Here is a 22,659-nt window from a genome sequence, read left to right as displayed (position 1 = left end):
TATAATTAATAACTTATTGAAATTAATTTGAATTTTAAAAGACATTTTTTTAATTTTTTAATAAATTTTTTGATGTAAATAATTAATAAATATTTATGGAACTATAGCAATAATCTCTGACTATTTAGGGATATAAAATTGAAAGGTTAAAAGTTATTGAAGGGATACTGGCATTTTATTTTAGTTTTATTTGGGATTTGGTAATTCTTGTATGAATCTTATTTTAAGCAACTAGTTCAGCATACTGTGCATTATTAATATGGGGGTATAAAAGGAAAACGTCAGCACTGCGTTGATAAAGCTGGCAAGACAATTTGCCATTATGTACAAAGAACTGGAACAGGGTATGGCAAGGCGGTAAAGCCACCTGACTCGCTTCATTTGGATTCCAGCCAGACACAATCAGACGGCGTGAATTAGGATTAGTCTTGATTTCATTGATCAGCCATTTGATCTGGTCAAAACCATCCTGATTGTAGCTGCCATCCGTATTTTGAGTAGCACCAAAATTACGCCACTGATGGCCGTAGACTGGACCGAGTTCACCTTCTGGACGACCAAAACGCGCGGTCTGTTCCGCAGTTGCCCATTCATCCCAGATGGTCACTTTATTATCCTGAAGATACTTTACATGGGTATCGCCTTTCAGGAACCACAGCAGTTCAATCACGATCGAACGGAAATGAACTTTTTTAGTGGTGAGTAAAGGGAAGCCCTTGGAAAGATCAAAGCGCATCTGATGACCAAATACCGAGCGTGTACCTGTGCCGGTACGGTCGCCTTTATCGCCGCCGTTGTCGAGGATATGTTGTAAAAGGTCAAGATATTGGCGCATAGGTCTCTCTTAAAATCTGTTGCAAATTGCTTTTCTTTGAATTGGGCAATTTAAAATTGCGCTCATCATAACATTTTTTTGAGCACTTCCGCATAGCAGTGAAAATGATTAAACATAAGAGAAAAGGGCATAAAAAAGCATCCATGATGGATGCTTTTTTATCATCTTTTTTAAGCTGTTGGCTTACCGGTATGTACCGTATGGATCAGATCAGACAGGTCATAACCCAGAGATTTAGCATAGGCCAGATATTCCTGTTTGGTTGCTTCATCCAGTGTCGGCTTACGATGCAGGAGCCATAGATATTTCATGTTTGGCTCACCAACCAATGCAGTTTCATAATTGTCATCCAGTTTGAGAATCCAGTAATCCCCTTTGGTAAAAGGTACCCAGCGCAAACCTTCAGGCAAGAAACTGACTTCCAGTTTCCCATGCTCAGCATCCACAATGGTGGCTTCCCCAATAGATTCATCCAGTTTGCCCGCACCATCCAGACAACGGTTCTGGACGCGGACTGTGCCATTTTCATTCAGGCTATAGACTGCGGAAATATCAGTACTGTCTTCAGGTTGGTGTTTCATAGGCAGACGGGCAATTTCGTACCAGATCCCTAAATATTGTTCTAAATTGAAATTTGAAATAGTCTTTACATCATGACTCATATTTTTCTTCCTCATCATCTCAATTTAAATTTACTAAATCAGTCTAATACGAGAGTTGTTAGCCGGAATGATGTAATCCTGTAGTGAAATGTTGACTTTATTATCGTGAGTAAAATTACAGATTTAGTCAGAAAGGCGCTCAAATATTGATTTAGAAATAGTCTGAGCAGAACTGCTAATTAATTTGAAAAGTAGTGAATTTATAACTTTTTTGTGAAAATTGTAAATTTTATAAATCTAAAAGAAATAACAAGTTAAGTAAAATTAAACAAATGCGGAAAAATATATTTACATTTTTAACGTGAAAAGTAACATTTAACCGTCTAGTATTCACCGCGTGTTGAAGATTTGAAAGCCAAACTTACAGGCGAGGAGTACTTGGTCCAATATGATTTATGATCATCAAGTGAATATGAGCGAAGTGCATGCTCCTGTTCAAGCGAACGTCATAATTCGTTCCCAATCGGGACAAAATTCCAAACGTCAGCCTCAGCGCTATACCTCTGTGTCAGCTCGTAACAAAAGCTCTGAATCTCGCAAGACTTTTAGTGCAATGAACGGCCAGCGTTTCGATATTGAAAAATTCACCAGCTACCTGCAAGGCATTACCCGCAGTACTAGTACACAGAAGTGTGCACGCAGTATTCGCGTCGGTTTGCAGTCTTCAGGCGCAAAAATTGTGAATCATCCTGTCGCCGCAGCTGACTGGGGCAATACCCTGCAGCAATTAGGCTATCGAAAAATCAACCTGTCTTTTGACCGTCCGAAAAAAGGTGATATCTATATTATCGACCGGACTTCACAGCATCAGTATGGTCATATTGCAGCATATTCTGGTTCGGCCTGGGTTTCTGATTTTAAACAGAATGGCTATGCGGTCTATCGTAATTCCGATGTGAAATATACGTATTACCGTCTAGATTCATATCTTTAAATCAGACGCTGAAAATTTCAGAACTTAAAAATGAAAGTCGCGAAATGGTTCAATCTTCGAAGCGTTTCGCACGTTTATTATAAATCGACAAGATAAACAGTCCAATCGCCACAAAACCCAAGCATTGTAGACCTAGCGCTATAGTTTCCCAGATCTCACCCGTTTTAGGTAAATAACCGATCAGGCTAATTACTGCCACAATCGGAATCGCCATCGTTAAAGCACGAAAACCTTCGGCATAAGGATTTTCAGGAGCAAGCTTTAATCTGAATTCACGCAAGACGTGTATCAGCATTCCAATCGCCAGACTGATTCCAACAAATATCGGACCCAGTTTCGCTACAGTCGATGCTATGTAAATTACGATACATACCGCAATAATAATGATGAGCTTGAGCTGACGGTTGCAGCGTTCGGAGTACCAGAACTCAAGCATGTGGGGAACCTGAATCCGACTTGTTCTGATTAAGCAAAGACAGAGGCGAAAACAGGCAGATCGCCAAAGCCATAAAGGCAATTCCCTGAGCGCCCGGTAGCAGAATTTCACCCTGTTTCATGTTCATAAAAATCAGGCTGATTAATAAGGCAATTGGAATCCAGGTCAGGACACGATAGAACAGGCCAGTCGGATTTTTTGCTGCGAAATGAATTTTGCAGTAACGACAAATCAGGAAAATAATTCCAGTACCAGCAAACATCAGGATGGCATCTAAAGGCAAAGGTTCCATCCAGTACAGACCTACGGCAATTGCAGCAATCACAACAAAGAACAGCAGTTTTTTCAGGAGCGACACCTGCGGATTGAACCAGAACTCAAGCATGATGATGTATGAACAGAAAAGATAAAAAGCACTTTAGCATATTTTAAATATAAAAAAGCGAGGCAGATGCCTCGCAATATTTAGGAAAATTATCCGTTATTTTTCTGTGGACCCCAGTCATAAACTTTCTTCTGATATGCATACCAAAGCATCCACAGACCAACCAGGATCATTGGCAGGCTCAGGAATTGTCCTTTACTCATCCAGCCAATAAATAGCTGACCATTATCCGGTTCACGGAAGAACTCGACGATAAAACGGGCTAGACCATAGCCAGTCAGGAATACCGCAGAAACTGCCATACGTGGACGTGGCTTGCTACTAAACCACCACAGTACGATAAACAGAATCAAGCCTTCACAGAGCGCCTGATACAGTTGTGAGGGATGACGTACCAGCTGCAGCGGATCGGTTGGGAAAATCATGCCCAAGGCAAAATTTGGATCAGTGACTTGACGACCATAGAGTTCACCACCAATAAAGTTACCAATTCGGCCAAACATCAGGCCTGTCGGAACGCAGGGTGCAATAAAGTCCAGCGTCTGGAACCAGGCCATTTTGTATTTCTTGCACCACCATAACATGGCCAGGATTACGCCGAGGAAGCCGCCGTGGAAACTCATGCCACCGGTCCAGATCTGGAACAGCCAGAGTGGATTTTCCAAAAACTGAGAAAAACCGTAGAATAAAACGTAACCGACCCGGCCGCCGATGATCACACCCAAAGCCCCAAAGAAAATCAGATCCGAGACCATATCTGGTGTCCAGCCGCGTTGTTTAGCGCGATAAGTCGCCAGTCCCCAGGCAAATAAAAAAGCCAAGAGATACATCAGTCCATACCAGTGGACTTGCAAAGGCCCGAGCGAAATTGCAACGGGATCTATGTTTGGATAGGTGAGCATTCCTGTTCCTTGTGATTCTGTTTTGCACAGATTTTAGCTGAAAGCGAAGAAAAATGTTGTACATTCAATGTGTAAAGATCGAGAGCATCAATTATGTGTATTGTGGCACTGGCTTGGCGAGTTCTGGATGAAACGCCATTATGTCTGATTTCAAATCGTGATGAGTTCTATCAACGTCCAACACAGGCATTATATGAATGGGAGAACAGTCCGATTATTGCCGGGCAGGATCTGCAGTCTGGTGGTACCTGGATGGGTATAACTGCTTCAGGACGATGGGCAGTGATTACCAATTTCAGGGATGGTAATGACAAGAATAACTACCCAACTTCACGTGGACATATCATTCAGCATTTTCTGGAATCTGAATTGAAACCTATCCGGTTTGCTCAAGAGTTGGAAAAACGTCAATGCGATTATGCGGGCTTTAACCTGTTTGTCGGTGATCGTGATCAAGCCGTCTATATGAGTAATCGTGGTGAGGCGCCACAAGTACTGGCACATGGGGTATATGTAGTCTCAAATGGCCTAATGAGCGAAGACTGGCAAAAGACCAGGCATTTGCGCAAGCGCTTTACTCAGGAGCTTCTGCCGATGCTTCAACAGAACAACATTCCACAAGCGGATATATATCATGCTGCCTGGGATATTCTGGAAGATGAGCGTAAAGTGATTCCGGCACTATTGCCCAAAACCGGAATTAACGAGGAGATGGAAGAACTCCTATCATCTACATTTATTCAAAGTCCAGCCTATGGCACCCGCTGTTCTAATTTTTTGAGAATGACCAATGATAAATGGTGCTGGCTAGAAAAATCACAGCAGGGTGAAAATGTAGGACAGGTGATTGAAAAAATTATTCCATTGGACAAAAAACAAGGCTGACATAGGTCAGCCTTGTTTTGAAGTTGCTTGAGAATTAAGCTTGAGTCGTTTCTAAGGCTTCACCTGCAATGATTCCCCCATCTTTACGGGTAATAACCACTGTAGCCGAACGAGGGCGAGAGCCTTTGCCTGTACTGATTAAATTTGCAGGCTGGTTTGATGGCCAAGTACCACCCGGATGCTGAACATTCACAAAAATTGCTTTGTAGTCTGGTGTCATGGTCACACCCGTAATTTCACAATCTGCTGGACCGACCAAGAAACGACGTAACTTGGAGTCATCTAGTTGAGTGCCAAGTGGTGTTTTCTGAGTACCGGCACCTGCAGTAGCTGTAGCTACACTACCATCACCAATTTGACCTGGTAAAGCAGCCAGCATCATACAGTTCGTGGTATCTGTATAAGCACCATCATCGGTTTGAATCCACAGTACGCCACGTGGATCGAACCACATGCCATCTGGACTAGAGAAGTCATTGTCATCGGTCAAGCCTGACAGGTTAACCCCAGGAATCGAATCTGCTTCTGCACCAAACAGGAAAATATCCCAAGTGAAGCCAGTCGAGCTGACATCATCCTGATCTTCACGGAAGCGGATGATATGGCCGTTGATGTTACCGCGCAAGCGATTAGTCGTATCATCATCGTCCGAGTACTGACGTGGGTTGGCTGCATCAATGGCATGGCCGGTACCGCGTTGCGAGTTATTGGTTAAAGTTACATAAACTTCACCATTTTCAGGATTTACGGCAACCCATTCTGGACGGTCCATTTTGGTCGCGCCCGCTGCATCGGCAGCTAGACGTGCATGTACCAAGATATCGGCGTGATCTTTAAACTGATACTTTTCATAACTAGTAATTTTCGGGTTATTCATGGACAGTTCAAGCCATTCACCACGCGCTTCACCCGTAGCTTCATTAAAATCAAACTTGGCGACATAGAACTTACCGTGGTCCATGTATTTATCACCAGCTGCATAGCCACCATTGATATCACTTGGATTCCAATTGGTTGCTGATACAAACTTATAGATGTATTCGCCCTGAGAGTCATCACCCATATAGAATGCAAGTGGCTTACCTTCAATCGCACGGCTAACACGGCAATCTTCATGCGCAAAACGACCCAATGCGGTACGTTTTACTGGGCGACTGCGGTTATCGAATGGATCAATTTCCACGATCCAGCCAAAGGTATTGATTGTATTTCGATAATCTTCTTGAGCTGTGTTCGCTAAAGCAGCAGTGTTCCAACGGCTGAACATATCTACAGATGAAAGTGTTGGAGTTGTAATACTCTGCCAGTTATAACCACTTGCCTTATTGCTCACTTTATAGCGAGAGATGGCATGTTCAGTCATGGCGTCACGTACATCCCCAGCATCATCTTCTGTTTGACGCGCGATGTACTGATTAAAATTTTCTTCAGTGGTGAGGTAAGTACCCCACGGAGTATAACCATTACCACAATTATTAATCGTACCGCGTGTGATCAAGCCAGTTGGGCTAAATGCTGTCTGTACCAAGGCATGGTTTTTTACAGGGCCTCTAAATTCGATTTCACTTGCTGCAGTAATACGACGGTTAAATGGTGAGTCCAGATTCACACTAACAGCTTGAGTGACTGGGTCTTTTTTCAAATGAACAATTGAAACACCATGCGCGTATATTTCACGAAGCGCTTCATCTTCAGTAATATCTTTTGGATCAAAAGCATTGCCGCGAGGGTGTAGATCACCACGTTGCAAATATTCATGGTTCATGACCAACAGACCTTGATCAGATACTGTTGCATCATAATTTTGCTTAGCGGCATTCATACCGAAAAAGGTCATGCCGTCATGGTTATCACCAACACGACGCTCATATGAAATACCACTTGGAATATTGTTTTCATCCCAAACTGGCAGGCTTGAATTCAGAGGATCGCCTACAGCGTGCAAGATTTTGAAATCGTAGCCTTCAGGCACCGAAAATTGTTCTAAAGTATTTTTCTCGACTGCCTTAAATTTTAGCGAGCTTGGTTTCGCTGTTAAATCTGGTTCAGTTGATGGTGGAGTAGGATTGTCTGAGTTATTTGGTTCATCATCGTCATCACTACAACCGGTTAAAGAAGCTGCTAAAGTTAAGGCAACTGCACCACTAGCTGTTTTTTTGATCAATTCACGGCGGTTAATATTTTTTTGCAAAAGTTGAGTGAACTCTGCATTCCCCGAATTGTTGCTGTCATAATCATCATTAAAATCTAAATAATCTGTCATTTTTTCTGATCCTGGTGAAAGGCTTGCTTTTCATTAAGTCAGAAATAAATTAGACCTAAAGTATGACAAAATGGTTAAGTCTATATTTCAATAAAATTAAATAAATCAATATATTGGTTTAAATGTAAACAAAAAGACAGCCAAGGCTGCCTGAGTGAAATACATTCTTTTTGTTTTTGGGTTCTTGTTATTGTTGATCGGTTAAACGGCGTTTTTCGATCAGTTTTCCTGCCAGTAAACCCAGTTCAAACAGTAACCACATGGGGATGGCCAACATGATCATCGACAAGGCATCGGGTGGAGTCACGAACATAGCTACAAAGAAACAGCCAACGATAATAAAGCGGCGTTTTTCGACCAGCGTCTGGGTTGAAACCACTCCAATCAAGATCAGAACCAAGGTAATAATCGGGATTTCAAAGGTAAAACCAAAGACCAGAAACAGCTTTAAACAGAAGCTGAGATAACTGTTGATGTCGGTCATTGGGGCTACGGTTTCAGGCGAAACACTGATAAAAAAATGCAGAATCGAGGGCAATGCCACAAAGTATGCAAAGCTGATGCCAGTATAAAACAGCACGATACTGCCGATCAGAAGTGGTAAAGCCAGACTCTTTTCTTTGGCATACAGCGCCGGCTTAATAAAGGTCCAGAGCTGGTACAAGATGAACGGCATCGCGATCATCAGTGCCACAAAAAAGTTCAGCTTAAACGGTGCCATGAAGGTGGCCGTCACATCAGTGGCAATCATGGTCGAGCTTGCGGGTAGCTGTGCACGCAGCGGTTCAGACAGCCACTGGTAAGTCTGATTGGCAAAGGGTAATAAACAGAAAAACAGGCCAATCAGGACAGCAACTACTTTAAACAGATGCTTTCTTAATACCACCAAATGCTGGGTAATTGGCATCTCTTCAAGATTTACCACTGCAGCATCATTTGAGGCTGGTGTGGTCGGTAAGGATGTCATACAGCCACCTTCATTTCTGTATAGCGTTGTTCGGAAATCGCAGCTTGTGTTATTACCGGTTTAGGTAGATACACAGGGGATACAGGCTCTACGATCGGCTGATAGCTGACCGATACCTGAACAGGCTGAGGCTTTGCTTTTGATTTCTCAGTTGCGATCGGCTGCTGTAAATCTGCCATTTGTGCCTGCATCTTGGCTTCGAGTTGCTGAATCCGCTGCATTTCAGCCTGCATTTGTTCGCGTAGCTCAGACAGACGTAATTCACGATCAAGATCATTCTGAACATTGCTCACCATACGCTTGATCTTGCCGTACCATGTTCCGACAAAACGTACTGCCTCAGGAAGTTTCTCTGGCCCAAGGACTAAAAGCGCAATAATCCCGAAAATCAGCAGCTCGGTCATTCCGATATTGAGCATAGCGAACTCTTAACTCTTGATCGAGGTTTCAGGGGTTTTGACTTGTGCCTCGATGATGCGTGGCTCTGCTAACTTGGCCTGTTCAGCTTCTTCATCTTTGACCGATTTTTTAAAGTCTTTAATTGCGCCGCCAACATCTTTACCCAGATTTTTCAGTTTCGATGTGCCAAACAATAAAATCACCACAATTGCAAAAATCAGCACATGCCAAATTGATAATCCTGCCATTATTTTATCCTCCATATTTCATGCACCTATCTCAGCAGGCTTGTATGACAATGCAGTGACGCTTTAATGACAGTTTGCCGACACAGCATCAGTGCGATGAATAGCTCATATCAAAAAATCTACGATTCGATTAAAACCATGCTGTGCTAGCATATGGCCTGATATAGAAATCCCAGCAGTACTGTCATGGCCTTGATTCTTCCGCTCCTGTCTTTTCTGACCGGTTATTGGGGCGTGCAATATTTAAAACCGATTCGGCCTTTCTTGGCGGCTTTACTGGCCCGGGTCCTGATTCCGGTGCTGATTATTTACAACATGGTGTTCTACCAGGAAGGCAGTTTGTGGCTGATCAGCTTTAGCTTCTTTTGTTCCTGCCTGTTTTTTGCCGTATTTTATTGCATCCTTAAAAATAAACTGCGTGCCTTATGTCTGAGCTATTTAAATGGTGCATGGCTGGGGATTCCTTTTGCCTTGGCCGTTTTTGGTCCACAAGCGACCAGTACCGTGGTGGCGCTGTACATTGGTGGTTCTTTGTTTGGCAATGTCTGTGCAGTCATGGCAGTCAGTGAAGCCAGACAAGACGCGCGTTATATTTTAAAAAATGTGTTGCTCTCACCGCCAGTGGTGGCTTTGTCGATGGCAGCTTTATTGTCATTTTGGGATTTGAGTCACTGGCAACAAGTGGCTTGGGTAGAGATGCTGTATCAAGCCAATAAAGTGCTGGTGACTTTTAGTGGCATGTGTGTGCTAGGAATGTGGCTAAGCAATGTACGGATCAGCCGCTTCGATTTAATGCGCAGTCTACAACTAATTTTTAGTCGGGGATTGTTTGCGGTGTTACTGTGTGGTGCAGCTTATTTTTATTTGCCGATTCCACAGTTTACTCTAACGTATGCCGTCATGCTGATGTTCTTTTTATTACCGCCAGCAGCCAATATTGTGGCACTGGAAACCCATTATCAGGGCACAGGTTATTCAGCGAAATATATTGCCTCAGGAACGATTGCGAGTGCAATTTTGATTGGGGTGTATGGGATGGTGGTACATGCGGTGGTGCCAACGTTATGAAAGTTCCCTCTCCTTGTAGGAGAGGGTTAGGGAGAGGTAATTTACTATTTAAATCCCTCCCAACCTCCCTTTGAAAAAGGGAGGGGCTTCTTCTCCCCAAGGGTGAGGGAATGCCCTCCCTCTAACTCCCTCCTAAAAGGAGGGAGGACTCCTTTTAGGAATTAGATTTATTTTTCCAAACTCGCCTTAAACAGTTTCATTGCCTGACCACGATGGCTGATTTTATTTTTTTCTTCCTTGCTCATTTCCGCACTCGCAATACCCAGTTCAGGTAACCAGAACAGCGGATCATAGCCAAAGCCATTTTCACCACGGGCTGCTTCCAAGATCTCACCTTTCCAGATGCCCTGGAAGATTTGTGGTAATGGGTCTTCGGCATGTTGAACTAAGGCCAGTACACACACAAACATGCCTTCAATCGGTTCACCGTCTTTACGCAGTGGTTTCAGGTCAGCCAGTAATTTTTCGTTGTTCGCTGCATCATCACCATGTTCACCCGCATAACGTGCAGAGTAAATTCCAGGTGCACCGCCCAGAACTGGTACACAAATCCCTGAATCATCAGCAATCGCAGGTTTGCCAGAAATACGTGAGGCATGACGTGCCTTGATAATGGCATTTTCAACAAAGCTCAAACCATCTTCAATTGCGTCTTCAATATTCAGCTTACCTTGAGGAATAACTTCAACTGGAAGTTTGAGTTCTGCAAACATCTTTTCAAATTCTGCAATCTTGCCTTTATTATTACTTGCCAGTACCAGTGTGCCTTGGGATAACCAGTCAGTTGAAGCCATATCAATTACTCATCTTTCAAATTACATATATGTAGTGTAGCAACTTGCTGCAGTTTTTAGGCCATAAAAAAAGCACCCGAAGGCGCTCTTTTGCAGATCCAGCTTATTGTGCCTGAATCCAACGGTCTGCACGATCACGTGCTTGACGGATCTGTTCCTGGGTCAAGTTGGCTGCCAATGCAGTTTTTTTGCCTTCAGATAAAGTAATCACTTTATTGTCCAGCATGCCGTCACGGGTAGAGAGTTCATACCACTGATAAGCACCCATATAGTTTTTCTTTTTCTCTTCCATCATCGCCAGGTTAAAGCTGGCACGATTATCACCGCGGCTGGCTGCTTTTTCAAAGTACTGGCGAGCCAGTGTTTCATCTTTCTTGGTGCCAATACCATCTGCCAGCATACGGCCTACATTCAATTGAGCCACTGCCAGACCTTGATCTGCTGCTGCTTTATACCAGGCAAAAGCCTGACGTTCATCTTTCTGAATGTCTTTACCATACTGGTATTTTGTTGCTAAATAAAATTGTGCACCAGGCTGACCTGCTTTAGCCGCTTTAGTCAGACTATGAATGTCCATTACTGAATATTGCGCTGCTTGGCTGGCCACAGAAGGCGTTGGTGCAACGTAATCGGCATGGGCCTGCATGCCAAAAAGTCCAGCCAGTAGCGTCGTACTTAATAATAATTTTTTCATAGAGCGCTCACTCGATAAATTGCGACTTCACCAAATAGATTTGGGAGATGTTTGCTCAGCAAACTATCTTCTTGATTCCCATTCACAGCGAGTCGATTAATAATTTTTATGTTGTTTTCCGCGCATAATGCTTCAAAGTCACGGAAGGTACATAGGTGAATGTTCGGGGTGTTATACCACATATAAGGTAAGGCTTCCGAAACCGGCATTTTCCCTTTTAATGCCAAGAAAGAACGAGTCTTCCAGTGCGCAAAGTTTGGAAAGGTAATAATGGCCTGTTTCCCTACACGCACCATGTCACGCAATAATACGTCTGGTGCATCTACAGCTTGCAAAGCCTGTGCCATCACCACATAGTCAAAAGACTGGTCAGCAAAACGGCTTAAACCGAGGTTTAAGTCCTGCTGGATGATATTTAACCCGCGACTGATCGCAATTGCAATCTTTTCTTGATCAATTTCTAATCCATATGCACGAATATTGTGCTTTTTGCTCATATGGGCCAGCAGTTCGCCATCACCACAACCGAGGTCGAGGATTCGTGAACCGGGCTTGATCCATTTCTCAGCAAGTTGTTGGTCAATACGCATTACACAGCCTCCTTCGGTGTTGATCGCAGATGTTCTTCACCGCCCAGGAAGGCGCGCAAGGATTTTACATACAGGGGAATCGGGAACAGGAAAGAGTCATGGCCTTGTTCTGCATCAATATCGACATAGCTGACCGGCTTATGATTGGTAATGAGGGCATCCACGATTTCAACAGAACGTGAAGGCGAGAAACGCCAGTCAGTCGTGAAAGAAACTACCAGGAACTTACATTTGGTTTGCGCCATCGCTTTGACCAGTGACTGCTGATATTCACGTGAAGGATCAAAGTAGTCCAATGCCTTAGTCATGATCAGGTAAGTATTGGCATCAAAGTTACGGCTAAACTGTTCACCCTGATAACGCAAATAACTTTCGACCTGGAATTCGACATCGAAACCATACATAAACTTGCCGGATTTCAGATCACGGCCAAATTTCTGCTTCATGGCTTCTTCAGACAGATAAGTAATATGACCGACCATACGCGCCAGAATCAGGCCACGTTTTGGATAGCTGTCATTTTCCAGATAACGGCCATGATGGAAGTCCGGATCAGACAGAATCGACTGACGCGCGACTTCGTTAAAGGCAATATTTTGTGCAGACAGTTTTGGTGCGCTGGCAATAATCACACATTTTTGCAGACGGTCAGGATAATCTACGGACCATTGCAAGGCCTGCATGCCCCCGAGTGAGCCGCCAATGATGGAATACCACACATCAATTCCCAGACGGTCAGACAGCATTGCCTGAGTTTTCACCCAGTCACGCACAGTGACCAGCGGAAAGTCTGGACCGTATGGACGGTTATCATTTTCGGGATTAGGAGAGGTAGGACCAGTAGAACCATTACAACCGCCGATATTATTCAGCGCCACCACAAAGAATTTATTGGTATCGATTGCCTTGCCCGGACCAATGCAGGCATCCCACCAGCCTGGTTTTTTATCATCTTCATGATGATAACCGGCAGCATGGTGATGGCCAGACAGGGCATGGCAGATCAAAATGGCATTGGACTTATCGGCATTCAGTTCGCCATAAGTTTCTACCATCAGTTCAAAACGTGGGAGGATGCGACCGCATTCAAGCTCTAACGGCTGTTCGAATTGGAACTTTTGTGGGACAACAAGGCCCACTGAGTCAGCTGGAAAAGACACGGGAATGATTCGCCTTAAATCTTTAGTATGAATAAATAAAAGGATACCATTTGCAGGTATCCTTCTAAAGTCTTTTTAATGCTATGAATTATTGCTAATTCAAATACCGGATTTAGACGGCAGCAGCAATCACCTGTTCAGTGCTTAACACATCCTGATCGATCAGACGGTTGGTACATGCAATAATTGCTTCAATCGAAGAGGTCACGATGTTGTCATGCACGCCCGCACCAAAGGCAGATTTACCTGTGCCTTTTACTTGAAGTTCAACCAATGCCAAGGCTTTGGCATGTGCACCTGAACTGATGCTACGTTCTTCATAGTTCAAGACATCAATCGGCAATTGTAATGCATCCAAGATCGCAGAGATCGGACCGTTACCTTCACCACGCAAGTGCTGAGTTTCACCATTGACTTCAATATCCAACTCAATCACCTGATTGCCATTTTCATCTGACAATTTGTAGTTTTTGGCAGAGTAATGAGCATCTTTCGCGGCAACATACGTCTCTTTGAACAAGCTCCAGATCGCTTGTGCGGAAATCTCAGTACCATCTTCATCGGTTTTTTGCTGTACGATTTGCGAGAATTCGATCTGTAAACGACGTGGCAAGGTCACGTTGTAGTTCGATTCTAACAAGTAAGCGATACCACCTTTACCAGACTGTGAGTTCACGCGAATGACAGCGTCATAGTCACGGCCCAAGTCTTTCGGATCGATCGGCAAGTACGGCATATCCCAGATTTCTTCGTTTTTCTGGAATTCGAAACCTTTTTTGATGGCATCCTGGTGTGAACCAGAGAATGCTGTGAACACCAAGTCACCCGCATATGGATGACGTGGGTGGACTGGCAAGCCCGTACATTCTTCAACAGTCGCAATGATTTCGTTGATATTCGAGAAATCCAAGTTTGGTGCAACACCCTGGGTATACATGTTCAAGGCAATTGCCGCTACGTCCACGTTACCGGTACGCTCACCATTACCGAATACACAACCTTCAACACGGTCAGCACCGGCCATAATTGCTAATTCAGACGCTGCGATCCCACAGCCACGGTCATTATGGCAGTGAACTGAAATGATCACGCCGTCACGACGCTCGATGTTACGGTGCATCCATTCCACCTGATCGGCATATACGTTTGGTGTAGAGACTTCGACAGTGGCTGGCAAGTTCAAGATCACTTTGTTTTCTGGAGATGCTTCCCAGATTTCAGTCACAGCGTCGCAGACATCTTTGGCAACTTCTAATTCAGTTGCAGAGAAACATTCAGGACTGTACTGGAAGACAAATTCAGTTTCAGGCTGTTTTGCTGCGTATTCTTTCACTTTTTGCGCTGCATTTATCGCTAACTGTTTTGCACCTTCAACGTCTACGTTCAACACTTTTTGACGGAAGGTTGGAGAGTTAGAGTTGTAGATATGCACGATTGCGCGTTTCGCACCTTGTAAAGATTCAAAAGTACGTGCAATTAAATGGTCACGTGCCTGAACCAATACTTCGATGTAGACGTCATCCGGAATATGACCTTCTTCAATCAATTTACGAGTGAAGTCGAAATCAATTTGAGAGGCAGACGGGAAGCCGATTTCAATATGTTTGAAACCGATTTTTACCAACATCTGGAACATTTTGAACTTCTGCTCGATGTTCATTGGCTCGAAGATCGCCTGGTTACCATCACGCAGGTCAGTACTCATCCAGATTGGCGCTTTAGTAATTTCATTATTTGGCCATTGACGGTCTGGTAAGTCCACACGTTGATACATGCGACGGTATTTTTTACTTGGATCAGCCAACATCATGAGAGAGCTCCTTAGGTAGCCTGGCATACTCGCTTGGTGTAGCAGTTGCTCGGTCTACAGCATAGATTTTGTCTATATATTCGTTTACAGGCAGGTGAGGATAAATTAGATCAATCCTGTATTTTTTAAGTTTTGATCATCAGGATCAACCAGACACCTGCATGGTGAACCTATAATTAAATTTTAGTCCAGAAAACGTGAAAAGTTTTTGCTTTTTCTATGGATTTTAGTCGTATCTTAAAAAAGATTTTCTTATAAAGTTATTAATTGGAAAAATATTTCTATAATCTATTTTAATCTTGTTGGATTTTCCTGTAATTAAGCGATAAGGCTAAAATATTTCTTTATATAATAGCTTTGTTGGAAGTTCTTAAGCAATGCATACATGAAATCTTTCATATCAAAAAATAAAGGCTAGTTTGATGAATCCAGACTAGCCCTTAATATCATGAAGATTGCTCAGATCAGTATTTAAAATGCAGGCCTAAAACGGCACTGATGCCTTCTGCTTCTGTAGCATAGTGGGAAGAATAGGCTTTGCTAAAATAACGTGTATCGGACAGGTTATTGATATTTAGCTGTAGATCCACATTGGGGTTCACCTGATAACGTGCCATGGCATCGTAACGCACATAACCGGGAACAAATTTGGTATTGGCGGCATTGCCATAAACTTTATCCATTGCCACAGCACCGGTACCCAATGTTAGTTGAGGTATGACCTGATAGGTCATCCATAGAGTTGCACTGTTTTCTGCTACGTTCTGAACCTGATTGCCATTGTTTGTGCTTGGAACATAAACCGGTTCGGCCGTGGTTCCAATATTTTCAAAGCCACCATCAATCAGTTCACTATCCAAATAGGTATAGCCTGCGGAAATTGCCCATTTCTCAGTAATATTTCCATTGATACCCAGCTCAATCCCATCGACACGGGTCTCACCAATATTACGGGTGGTGCCATCAGCATCGGTGGCGCGGGTATTGGTCTTTTCAGTACGGAAAATGGCTGCCGTCAGATTCAGTTTATCTTCCAGAAGATCCCATTTAGTTCCCAGTTCCATGGTGCGGACTTTTTCAGCTTTTAGATTTTCAATAGCTGCGCTAATACTTTCAGAGCCATCACCACCATCGATACCGACCGGATTCGAGGAAGTGGCATAGCTGATATAAATACTGCCATTTTCTCTTGGCTTAAAGACCAGACCCGCCTGATAATTAAAAAAGTCTTCTTCATTTTCGAGGGTCAGCTGATCACCTGGAACGGCGGTAATCGGCGTATTGTTTGCACCTGTCACCGCATTATTGAATCGTCCATAGGTTAAGGTTTGCTGGGTTTTATAATCATCCCAACGTATGCCCAGATCCAGAATCCATTGCGGATGCAATTCGATACTGTCCAGTAAGTAGATCGATTTTGATTTGGTCTCGATATCATAACGGTCCGCACCATCTGTATTAAGTGTCCCCGTCCACGCACCCCGGTCTGGATTGTCTACAGAAGTACACCAGCCTAAGGCCACATTGGCAGGAGTACCACAGGCCGCAAAAGAGCTTCCAGTAGCATTCAGACCATTAATAATATATTGGGTACGTTCAGTATCCTGATCTGAATATTCTGCACCCAGGTTAAAGCTGTGTTGAATAGCACCAGTATCAAATTTGCCTGTTAAAGCCAGTAGGTCAGTAAAGGTATCGGTATTTGCGATACGTGAATTGGCCCGTGCCCAGACATTGCCATTCAAAATGAAGTTTCCGCGTGAATCATCGGGGTTGGTCCAGAGATAGTCATTTTTGGAACGGTTAAATACCGCTGTATTACTCAGGGTTAGATTGTCATTCAGGTTATGTTCCAATTTAAAGGTACCAATCTGGTTTTCCTGTTTCTGGAAATCACGATCTTTCCAGCCATAGTATTGACCAGCTTTGGCATCAATTGGTTTCCCATTGCCATTTAAAGCGGCATTGGCATTGGTCGCTGCAAATGGATTGTTATAGGGAATGCCGGAATCTGGAATATCATCAGTTTTCAGATAGTAATAACTTAAAGTTCCACGCGTTGCGCTGTCCAGGCCGAAACTGAAGCTGGGTGCAATACCAGCACGTTTATATTCAGCACCGTCATGTTGACCGGCTTTTTCATTCTGGTGACCCATGACCGCGACACGAGCCGCCATGCCATTGCCGAAGTCCTTGTTAGCATCCAAAGTGATACGGGCATACATATCTGTACCACCCGCAACAGAGCCTTCCAGTGCATCTCCCTTTTTCGCTACTTTGGAGATCATATTAATACTGCCACCCGTAGTGCCCGCACCGCCCATGGCAGAAGCAGAACCTTTGGTAACTTCGACCTGCTCAATGGCAAACATTTCCCGGTTTTGTGAAGTCGAATTTCGCACGCCATCGACGTACATCGAACTTTCCGAGTTATAGCCTCGAATAAAAGGCCGGTCCCCATTCGGATTGCCGCCTTCACCTGCGCCTAAAGTAATACCTGGTACGGTACGCAAAGCATCAGCTAAGGTAGTGACCTGCGTATCTTCAATCAGTTGTTGGGGAATCACGACCACAGATTTTGGCGTGTCCAGGAGTGGCGCAACAAACTTGCTATTGGCTGACTGATCGACTTTTAGACCCGGCACGGGTTCAGCTTGTACTTCCTGATGAATGGTCTCAAGCTGCACCACATTTTCCTGTGCAATCGTGTGTGCAGATGCAAAAGAAAGGGAAGAAACGATGGCTGAAGAAACTATTTTTTTACGAGATTTTATATAGCTCATAATCATTCTTTTTTATTTTTAAGTTTGGATTCGCAAATAATAATTATTATTGTTATCGTTGCTATCCTTCTTGCATTGATATTGGCAATGAACAAAATTTAATCAATTTAAAAAATAGATAGACTAGAGTGCGAACTGAGAATTAAAACCATGTTTTTAATATAGATTGATTAAATATGGATCTTATTTGGTTTTTATTGATAATAGCTATTGATAGATAAAGCTATGTTGAATTGCCTTTAAAGACGCTTCAAGGAGTTAAGGGTAAGATATTTAACTAATTTATTTTTCATTTTTATTTTCAATTAAATCCTAATTAATCAATTCCCCTAAATAGACAGCTCGGTTGAATATCTGCCACGGTCGCTGTTCCCATTAAGGCCATGGTAATCTCAAATTCTTCTTTCAGGATTTTGATCACATGCGCTACGCCCAAAGCTCCGGCAGTCGCCAGACCATAAATATAAGGACGGCCAATCAGGACAGCAGAAGCACCTAAGGCAATAGCCTTGAATACATCCGATCCACGACGGATGCCACCATCATAGAGCAGAGGAAAATCTGCTGGCACCACCTTTTTAATCAGTTGCAAGGCAATGAGAGGAGAAATGCAGGTATCCAGCACACGACCGCCATGATTGGAAATAATCAGACCTTTTACCCCATGCTGAATCGCCTGCTGGGCATCCTGAGGATGTACGATTCCTTTTAGAATCACGGGTAAATGGGTTTGCTGTACGATCCAGACTATGTCTTCCCAAGTTGGGGCAATTTTCATTAGTCCGTTAAAGACAGGATGATCACCTTCCTTTAATTCTGGTAGGGGAATATGGGTAGGTGTATGCGGATGTTGCATGCCTTCCGGTAAATGGAAAAAAGCACGACGTTCACGATCGCGGATGCCAGTATGCGGTGAATCTACCGTAATCACTAGCGCCGTATAATTATGCGCTTCAGCCATTTTGATCAAAGCTAAAGATTTTTCCCGATCCCCTTGCCAATACAGCTGAAACCATTTGCGTGGATTGTCCTGTTTCAATGCGCGCATATCGGTATTGGTAAACGTACTGAGAATCATATTGCTGCCCATCACTTCTGCGGCGAGGGCAGAAGCGGCTTCGGCTTCAGGATGAAACTGCTGCTGATGTCCAATCGGTGCCAAAAAAATCGGATGCGGAAATTTCTGTCCGAACATTTCAAGTTCAGTACTGCCTTGGGTCAGATCTTTCAGCATACGTGGCAGAAGCTGAATATCCTGAAACTGCTGTAAATTATCCTGGACACTGATTTCATCCATGGAGCCACCTTGCAGATAGTTCCAGACCATACTGGAGAGATGTTTTTCTGCTTCGACCTCATAATCGGCGATGGTTTGTAGGTAGGCCGGGATCTGGGTTAATGGCGCCATTGGTTCACGTGACATTATAAATCACCCCATTGACGAATCAGGTTGTGATAATGATGGGTCAGTTGTAGGACTTCTTCAGTATCGCCAATCTGCTGGCGTAGTTTGATAATGGTCATGTCCAGATCAAACAACATACTGCGTTTAGCATCTTCACGGATCATACTTTGAATCCAGGTTACGGCAGCAATACGTTTGCCTTGAGTTACTGGTTCAACCCGATGCAGGCTGGTCGATGGATAAACAATCACATCACCCGCATCCAGCTTGACTTCATGGCAGCCATACTGGTCTTCAACGACCAGCTCACCACCTTCATATTCATCGATTTCAGATAAGAATAAAGTTAGTGACACATCGGTACGAATGGCCTGTCCGAGTAGAGGAGAGTAATGAATGGCATTATCGACATGATTGCCATAGGTACCAGAATCCTGATAGCAGTTAAACAGGGGCGGCAGGATATGTTTCGGTAGGGCAGCAGAGGTAATTAAATGATGACTTTTAAGCGCTTGTAAAATGATAGGGCTAATCTGCTGATACAGGACAGAAGAAGAATCCAGCTGCAGGTTCTTTTTGATTTTCTGTGCCTGACTCCCGGCGCTGAGTTGCCCATTCATCCAGTGTTCTGAACGATCTAGTTGTTGTCTCAGTTCGGCAACTTGTGCTTTGCTTAATACTGCCGGGATATGTAACATCATTTTAAAAGCATTCCTGCAATTGAAAATATCGTGCATTCAAGAGAATACACGATATTGATAGATAGAGATAAAAGCTGAATTAAAATTTATAGTTCAGGGTTAAAGCTGCTGAACGTGGTTGGCCTAAGATCACACGGCCACCTCCATTATTCAGCGTGCTGATGTACTCTTTATCTGCCAGATTATAAACATTCAGGTTTAAGGAAGTTTGGTCATTAAAGGTATAACCGGCCATAGCATCAAATACCACATAGCTTGGAATACTTGGCATATTCGCTGCTGCAGTACTATCGGTAATCACACGTTTTTGCTCATCCACATAACGTGCGCCCAAGCCCAGTTTTAAACCAGCAATGTTATAGGTCGTCCATAAAGAAGCGGTCCATTCAGGTGACCAACGTACACTATTGGTCTGGGTCACTACACCCGTGTTGGAGTTGACACTGAACTGGTCTTTTTGCTCGGTTTTCATATGGGCAACACCTGCTGAAATATTCCAGGCATCAGTAATTTTACCGACAGCACCCAATTCGATTCCTTTAACTGTAGTTTTACCTTCCTGAACAGACTCGCGGGTAATTGGATCTTGGGTAAACTGGTTTTCATTTTCGGTGTAGTATGCCGCAGCATTTAAAGCCAGATCACCCTCTAGCAGATCCCATTTGGTGCCAATTTCATAATGATGAGTTTCTTGAGGGTCTGCGGCTGAGCTGTTTATTCCTGTGGATGAAAGGCTAAAGTTACTGCTACCCGGCGGTGTCAGGGATTTGGCATAAGATGCATAGACACTGCTGTAGGCGGTTGGCTTATATAAACCACCGAGCTTCCAGCTGAATAAAGTGTCATGGGCTTTTAAATCTGTTTTGGTTTCAGTCACTGCTAGTGTCGTACTGTCGGTTGAGTAACCCAGCGCATCGTAATTAGTATCGTAATAATCGACACGGACGCCACCATTAAGTTGAAAACGTTCGCCAAACTTGAGCGTATCGAAAAGATAAGCAGCCGCCGTTTGGGTTTCACCATCCGAATAAGCGCCCGTATACACAGGATCAGGCAGATTCTGGTGACGGTCAGGATGATATAGATTCGCGGGTGGTGTGGTGTTGCTTGGCTGTCCCGGCATTTGTGTGGCCAGTGTTCTGGAATGTTGCTGCTCTTTTAATAGTTCTACACCAGCTACCAGATCATGCTCCACTGAACCGGTTTTGACATTCCAGTTCACCGTGCTCTGATTAGCCAGAATTTTATTTTCCTGATCGACACCCTGGCGTGAACGGCTTACTGTCCAGTCTTGAGGATTGGTAGAGTCATTTCTTGAAAGGCTATTAATCCCCGTCAAAGTACGCTGCATATGGGTATTACCCAGACGGGCAATATTGGTAAATTTCAGATTTTCAGACCAGTCACTTTCGATTTTGGCTGTATACATGTCAGCATCAACATCTTCATGGTCATCGGTATGGCCATAATAATTTTCACGGTCTACTTTAGGTGCACTGGCAATCAGTGGGTCAGCATTCCAGAAACCTTTCATGCCAATCGTTGGAATACCGCCATCCGGAATGTTACGTTGGCGGATATGCTGGGAATAAAGATACAGGCGAGTATCACTATCCAGACCAAAGACGATAGAAGGGGCAACAGCCCAGCCTTGATTCTGGATAAAGTCGCGGCCTTCTACACCGCCATCTTGACCCATTGCATTTAAACGGACAGCAACGCTGTCATTGATCGCCTGATTAATGTCAGTGGCAAGACGCGTATGTTCAGCCGTATTGTAGGTGGCAGAGACTTCACGACTGTTTTCCAAATGAGGCAATTTGCTGACCAGATTCACATAACCAGACGCCGTACCACGCCCACCTTCGGCACCCGCAGGGCCTTTTACGACTTCCACCTGTTCCAGGTTAAACACATCACGACTTACAGCGCCGAGGTCACGAATGCCATCCAGATAGGTGGAGCTTTGAGTTGAAAAGCCGCGCATCTGGAAGGCATCGCCAGCACTGGTATTACCATTTTCACCGAGTTGTAGGGTAATTCCTGGCGTATTACGTAAGGCTTCAACCAGGGTGGTTGCACCTTGTTCTTTTAATAAGTTTTTGTTGATAATCGAAACAGTCTGAGGCGTATCTACTAAAGCTTGGCTAGATTTAGCAGAACTCAATTGATCTACTTTATATTCATTTGCAGTTTTATTCTTAACTGTAATTTCTGGAAGCTGAATAACGCCTTCATTGGTGATGTTATCTGCATGAGTGATCAGTGGCAAAGTTGCAGCAAGTGCGACCAATGAAGTCTTGTAATGATGTTTTCGGCTTTTGATATGCGCCATGTGACAGAATTCCTGAATTGAATAATATTTCCCTTACCACCTTGATATGCTCGAGTTCATCAAATAGCAGCAATTATGGAGTTATTGTTATGGCCTTTAACAATTTTGCGAATTGTAGTGATAATAATTATCATTAACAATATTTAATTAAATCATTCTTATGAATTTATGGATGAAATTACTGTTTAATATTCAAACTTTAATCTGGGATTTCTATTAAGAAAAATTTCAAAATAAACTTATTTTTCAGTTTTTTACCTAAGATTAAAAAATGTAATTAACCTGAGTTCGATGAAATCCACTTAACCTTTTAGCATATTTTGGAAAGTTGGCTTATTGGGGTTCAAACAATAAGCCACTACAGCAGCCATGATATTCACCATGAAGTTATTTACCGAACGAT

The 22,659-nt window shown here is 43.5% G+C and carries 20 protein-coding genes and 2 pseudogenes; 3 read left to right on the top strand and 19 right to left on the bottom strand.

Going from position 1 to position 22,659, the window contains the following annotated elements:
- Positions 1-232 precede the first annotated feature (232 nt).
- Positions 233-835, bottom strand: a pseudogene (gene thyA / locus FTV14_RS13120) (thymidylate synthase); the annotation flags it as partial.
- A 170-nt stretch (positions 836-1,005) separates the two neighbouring features.
- Complete coding sequence (locus FTV14_RS13115; RefSeq protein WP_166136273.1) at positions 1,006-1,497, bottom strand: lipocalin family protein; 492 nt, start codon at positions 1,495-1,497, stop codon at positions 1,006-1,008.
- A 388-nt stretch (positions 1,498-1,885) separates the two neighbouring features.
- Here FTV14_RS13115 and FTV14_RS13110 point away from each other — a divergent pair, with 388 nt between their 5' ends.
- A complete protein-coding gene (locus FTV14_RS13110) occupies positions 1,886-2,431 on the top strand; it encodes a CHAP domain-containing protein (RefSeq protein ID WP_166136276.1) in 546 nt (181 codons plus the stop codon).
- Positions 2,432-2,480: 49 nt separating this feature from the next.
- Here the strand turns inward: FTV14_RS13110 and FTV14_RS13105 are convergent, their stop codons facing one another.
- The 3 genes from FTV14_RS13105 to lgt all read right to left on the bottom strand — a co-directional run bounded on the left by FTV14_RS13105 (position 2,481) and on the right by lgt (position 4,154).
- Positions 2,481-2,867 carry a hypothetical protein gene (locus FTV14_RS13105; protein WP_180052445.1) on the bottom strand — a complete coding sequence of 129 codons (387 nt, stop codon included), beginning with the start codon at positions 2,865-2,867 and terminating at the stop codon, positions 2,481-2,483.
- The gene (locus FTV14_RS13100) at positions 2,860-3,252 is read right to left on the bottom strand and encodes a hypothetical protein (protein WP_159123610.1); all 393 of its coding nucleotides are present in this window, start codon (positions 3,250-3,252) and stop codon (positions 2,860-2,862) included. The genes FTV14_RS13105 and FTV14_RS13100 overlap by 8 nt, the downstream gene beginning before the upstream one ends.
- 89 nt (positions 3,253-3,341) lie before the next feature.
- Positions 3,342-4,154 carry a prolipoprotein diacylglyceryl transferase gene (gene lgt / locus FTV14_RS13095; protein WP_180033533.1) on the bottom strand — a complete coding sequence of 271 codons (813 nt, stop codon included), beginning with the start codon at positions 4,152-4,154 and terminating at the stop codon, positions 3,342-3,344.
- 93 nt (positions 4,155-4,247) lie between these two features.
- On the opposite strand from lgt, the gene FTV14_RS13090 reads away from it, so the two are divergent.
- Positions 4,248-5,039: an NRDE family protein gene (locus tag FTV14_RS13090; protein WP_180054010.1), complete on the top strand. Its 792-nt coding sequence runs from the start codon at positions 4,248-4,250 to the stop codon at positions 5,037-5,039.
- A gap of 34 nt (positions 5,040-5,073) precedes the next feature.
- On the opposite strand, the gene FTV14_RS13085 is transcribed toward FTV14_RS13090, so the two are convergent.
- From FTV14_RS13085 to FTV14_RS13070, 4 genes are all read right to left on the bottom strand, one after another.
- Positions 5,074-7,302 (bottom strand): PhoX family phosphatase, encoded by a 2,229-nt coding sequence (locus FTV14_RS13085; protein ID WP_180054009.1) that lies wholly within the window; start codon positions 7,300-7,302, stop codon positions 5,074-5,076.
- Positions 7,303-7,489: 187 nt separating this feature from the next.
- A complete protein-coding gene (gene tatC, locus FTV14_RS13080) occupies positions 7,490-8,269 on the bottom strand; it encodes a twin-arginine translocase subunit TatC (protein WP_180012668.1) in 780 nt (259 codons plus the stop codon).
- Positions 8,266-8,688 carry a Sec-independent protein translocase protein TatB gene (tatB, locus tag FTV14_RS13075; protein ID WP_180054008.1) on the bottom strand — a complete coding sequence of 141 codons (423 nt, stop codon included), beginning with the start codon at positions 8,686-8,688 and terminating at the stop codon, positions 8,266-8,268. The genes tatC and tatB overlap by 4 nt, the downstream gene beginning before the upstream one ends.
- Positions 8,689-8,697: 9 nt before the next feature.
- Positions 8,698-8,916: a Sec-independent protein translocase subunit TatA gene (locus FTV14_RS13070; RefSeq protein WP_159123604.1), complete on the bottom strand. Its 219-nt coding sequence runs from the start codon at positions 8,914-8,916 to the stop codon at positions 8,698-8,700.
- A gap of 186 nt (positions 8,917-9,102) precedes the next feature.
- On the opposite strand from FTV14_RS13070, the gene FTV14_RS13065 reads away from it, so the two are divergent.
- Complete coding sequence (locus FTV14_RS13065; RefSeq protein WP_159123603.1) at positions 9,103-9,984, top strand: permease; 882 nt, start codon at positions 9,103-9,105, stop codon at positions 9,982-9,984.
- Positions 9,985-10,151: 167 nt separating this feature from the next.
- Here FTV14_RS13065 and rdgB read toward each other — a convergent pair whose 3' ends face one another.
- From rdgB to FTV14_RS13015, 10 genes and pseudogenes are all read right to left on the bottom strand, one after another.
- On the bottom strand, positions 10,152-10,778 hold the full coding sequence (gene rdgB, locus FTV14_RS13060; protein ID WP_179992405.1) for an RdgB/HAM1 family non-canonical purine NTP pyrophosphatase: 627 nt from the start codon (positions 10,776-10,778) through the stop codon (positions 10,152-10,154).
- Between the two features lie 103 nt (positions 10,779-10,881).
- Entirely contained in the window at positions 10,882-11,472 is a 591-nt protein-coding gene (locus FTV14_RS13055; RefSeq protein WP_166136288.1) for a tetratricopeptide repeat protein, read from the bottom strand.
- A complete protein-coding gene (gene metW / locus FTV14_RS13050) occupies positions 11,469-12,062 on the bottom strand; it encodes a methionine biosynthesis protein MetW (RefSeq protein WP_004781976.1) in 594 nt (197 codons plus the stop codon). Before metW ends, FTV14_RS13055 begins: the two co-directional genes overlap by 4 nt.
- Positions 12,062-13,222: a homoserine O-acetyltransferase gene (locus FTV14_RS13045; RefSeq protein ID WP_034704397.1), complete on the bottom strand. Its 1,161-nt coding sequence runs from the start codon at positions 13,220-13,222 to the stop codon at positions 12,062-12,064. The genes metW and FTV14_RS13045 overlap by 1 nt, the downstream gene beginning before the upstream one ends.
- A gap of 112 nt (positions 13,223-13,334) precedes the next feature.
- Positions 13,335-15,032 carry a 2-isopropylmalate synthase gene (gene leuA, locus FTV14_RS13040; protein ID WP_034704399.1) on the bottom strand — a complete coding sequence of 566 codons (1,698 nt, stop codon included), beginning with the start codon at positions 15,030-15,032 and terminating at the stop codon, positions 13,335-13,337.
- Positions 15,033-15,496: 464 nt separating this feature from the next.
- Entirely contained in the window at positions 15,497-17,815 is a 2,319-nt protein-coding gene (locus tag FTV14_RS13035; RefSeq protein ID WP_180054007.1) for a TonB-dependent siderophore receptor, read from the bottom strand.
- 316 nt (positions 17,816-18,131) lie between these two features.
- Complete coding sequence (locus tag FTV14_RS13030; RefSeq protein ID WP_180054006.1) at positions 18,132-19,238, bottom strand: alpha-hydroxy acid oxidase; 1,107 nt, start codon at positions 19,236-19,238, stop codon at positions 18,132-18,134.
- On the bottom strand, positions 19,238-19,921 hold the full coding sequence (locus FTV14_RS13025) for a Fe2+-dependent dioxygenase (protein ID WP_034704407.1): 684 nt from the start codon (positions 19,919-19,921) through the stop codon (positions 19,238-19,240). Before FTV14_RS13025 ends, FTV14_RS13030 begins: the two co-directional genes overlap by 1 nt.
- A gap of 79 nt (positions 19,922-20,000) precedes the next feature.
- Positions 20,001-22,256: a catecholate siderophore receptor Fiu gene (locus tag FTV14_RS13020; protein WP_180054005.1), complete on the bottom strand. Its 2,256-nt coding sequence runs from the start codon at positions 22,254-22,256 to the stop codon at positions 20,001-20,003.
- Positions 22,257-22,558: 302 nt separating this feature from the next.
- Positions 22,559-22,659: pseudogene (locus FTV14_RS13015) on the bottom strand (IS982 family transposase); the annotation flags it as partial.

The organism is Acinetobacter sp. YH12236 (assembly GCF_013417645.1).
Classification (GTDB): Bacteria; Pseudomonadota; Gammaproteobacteria; order Pseudomonadales; family Moraxellaceae; genus Acinetobacter.
The sequence above is the reverse complement of the archived record's forward strand: the minus strand, read 5'-3'. Positions and strand labels throughout refer to the sequence as shown.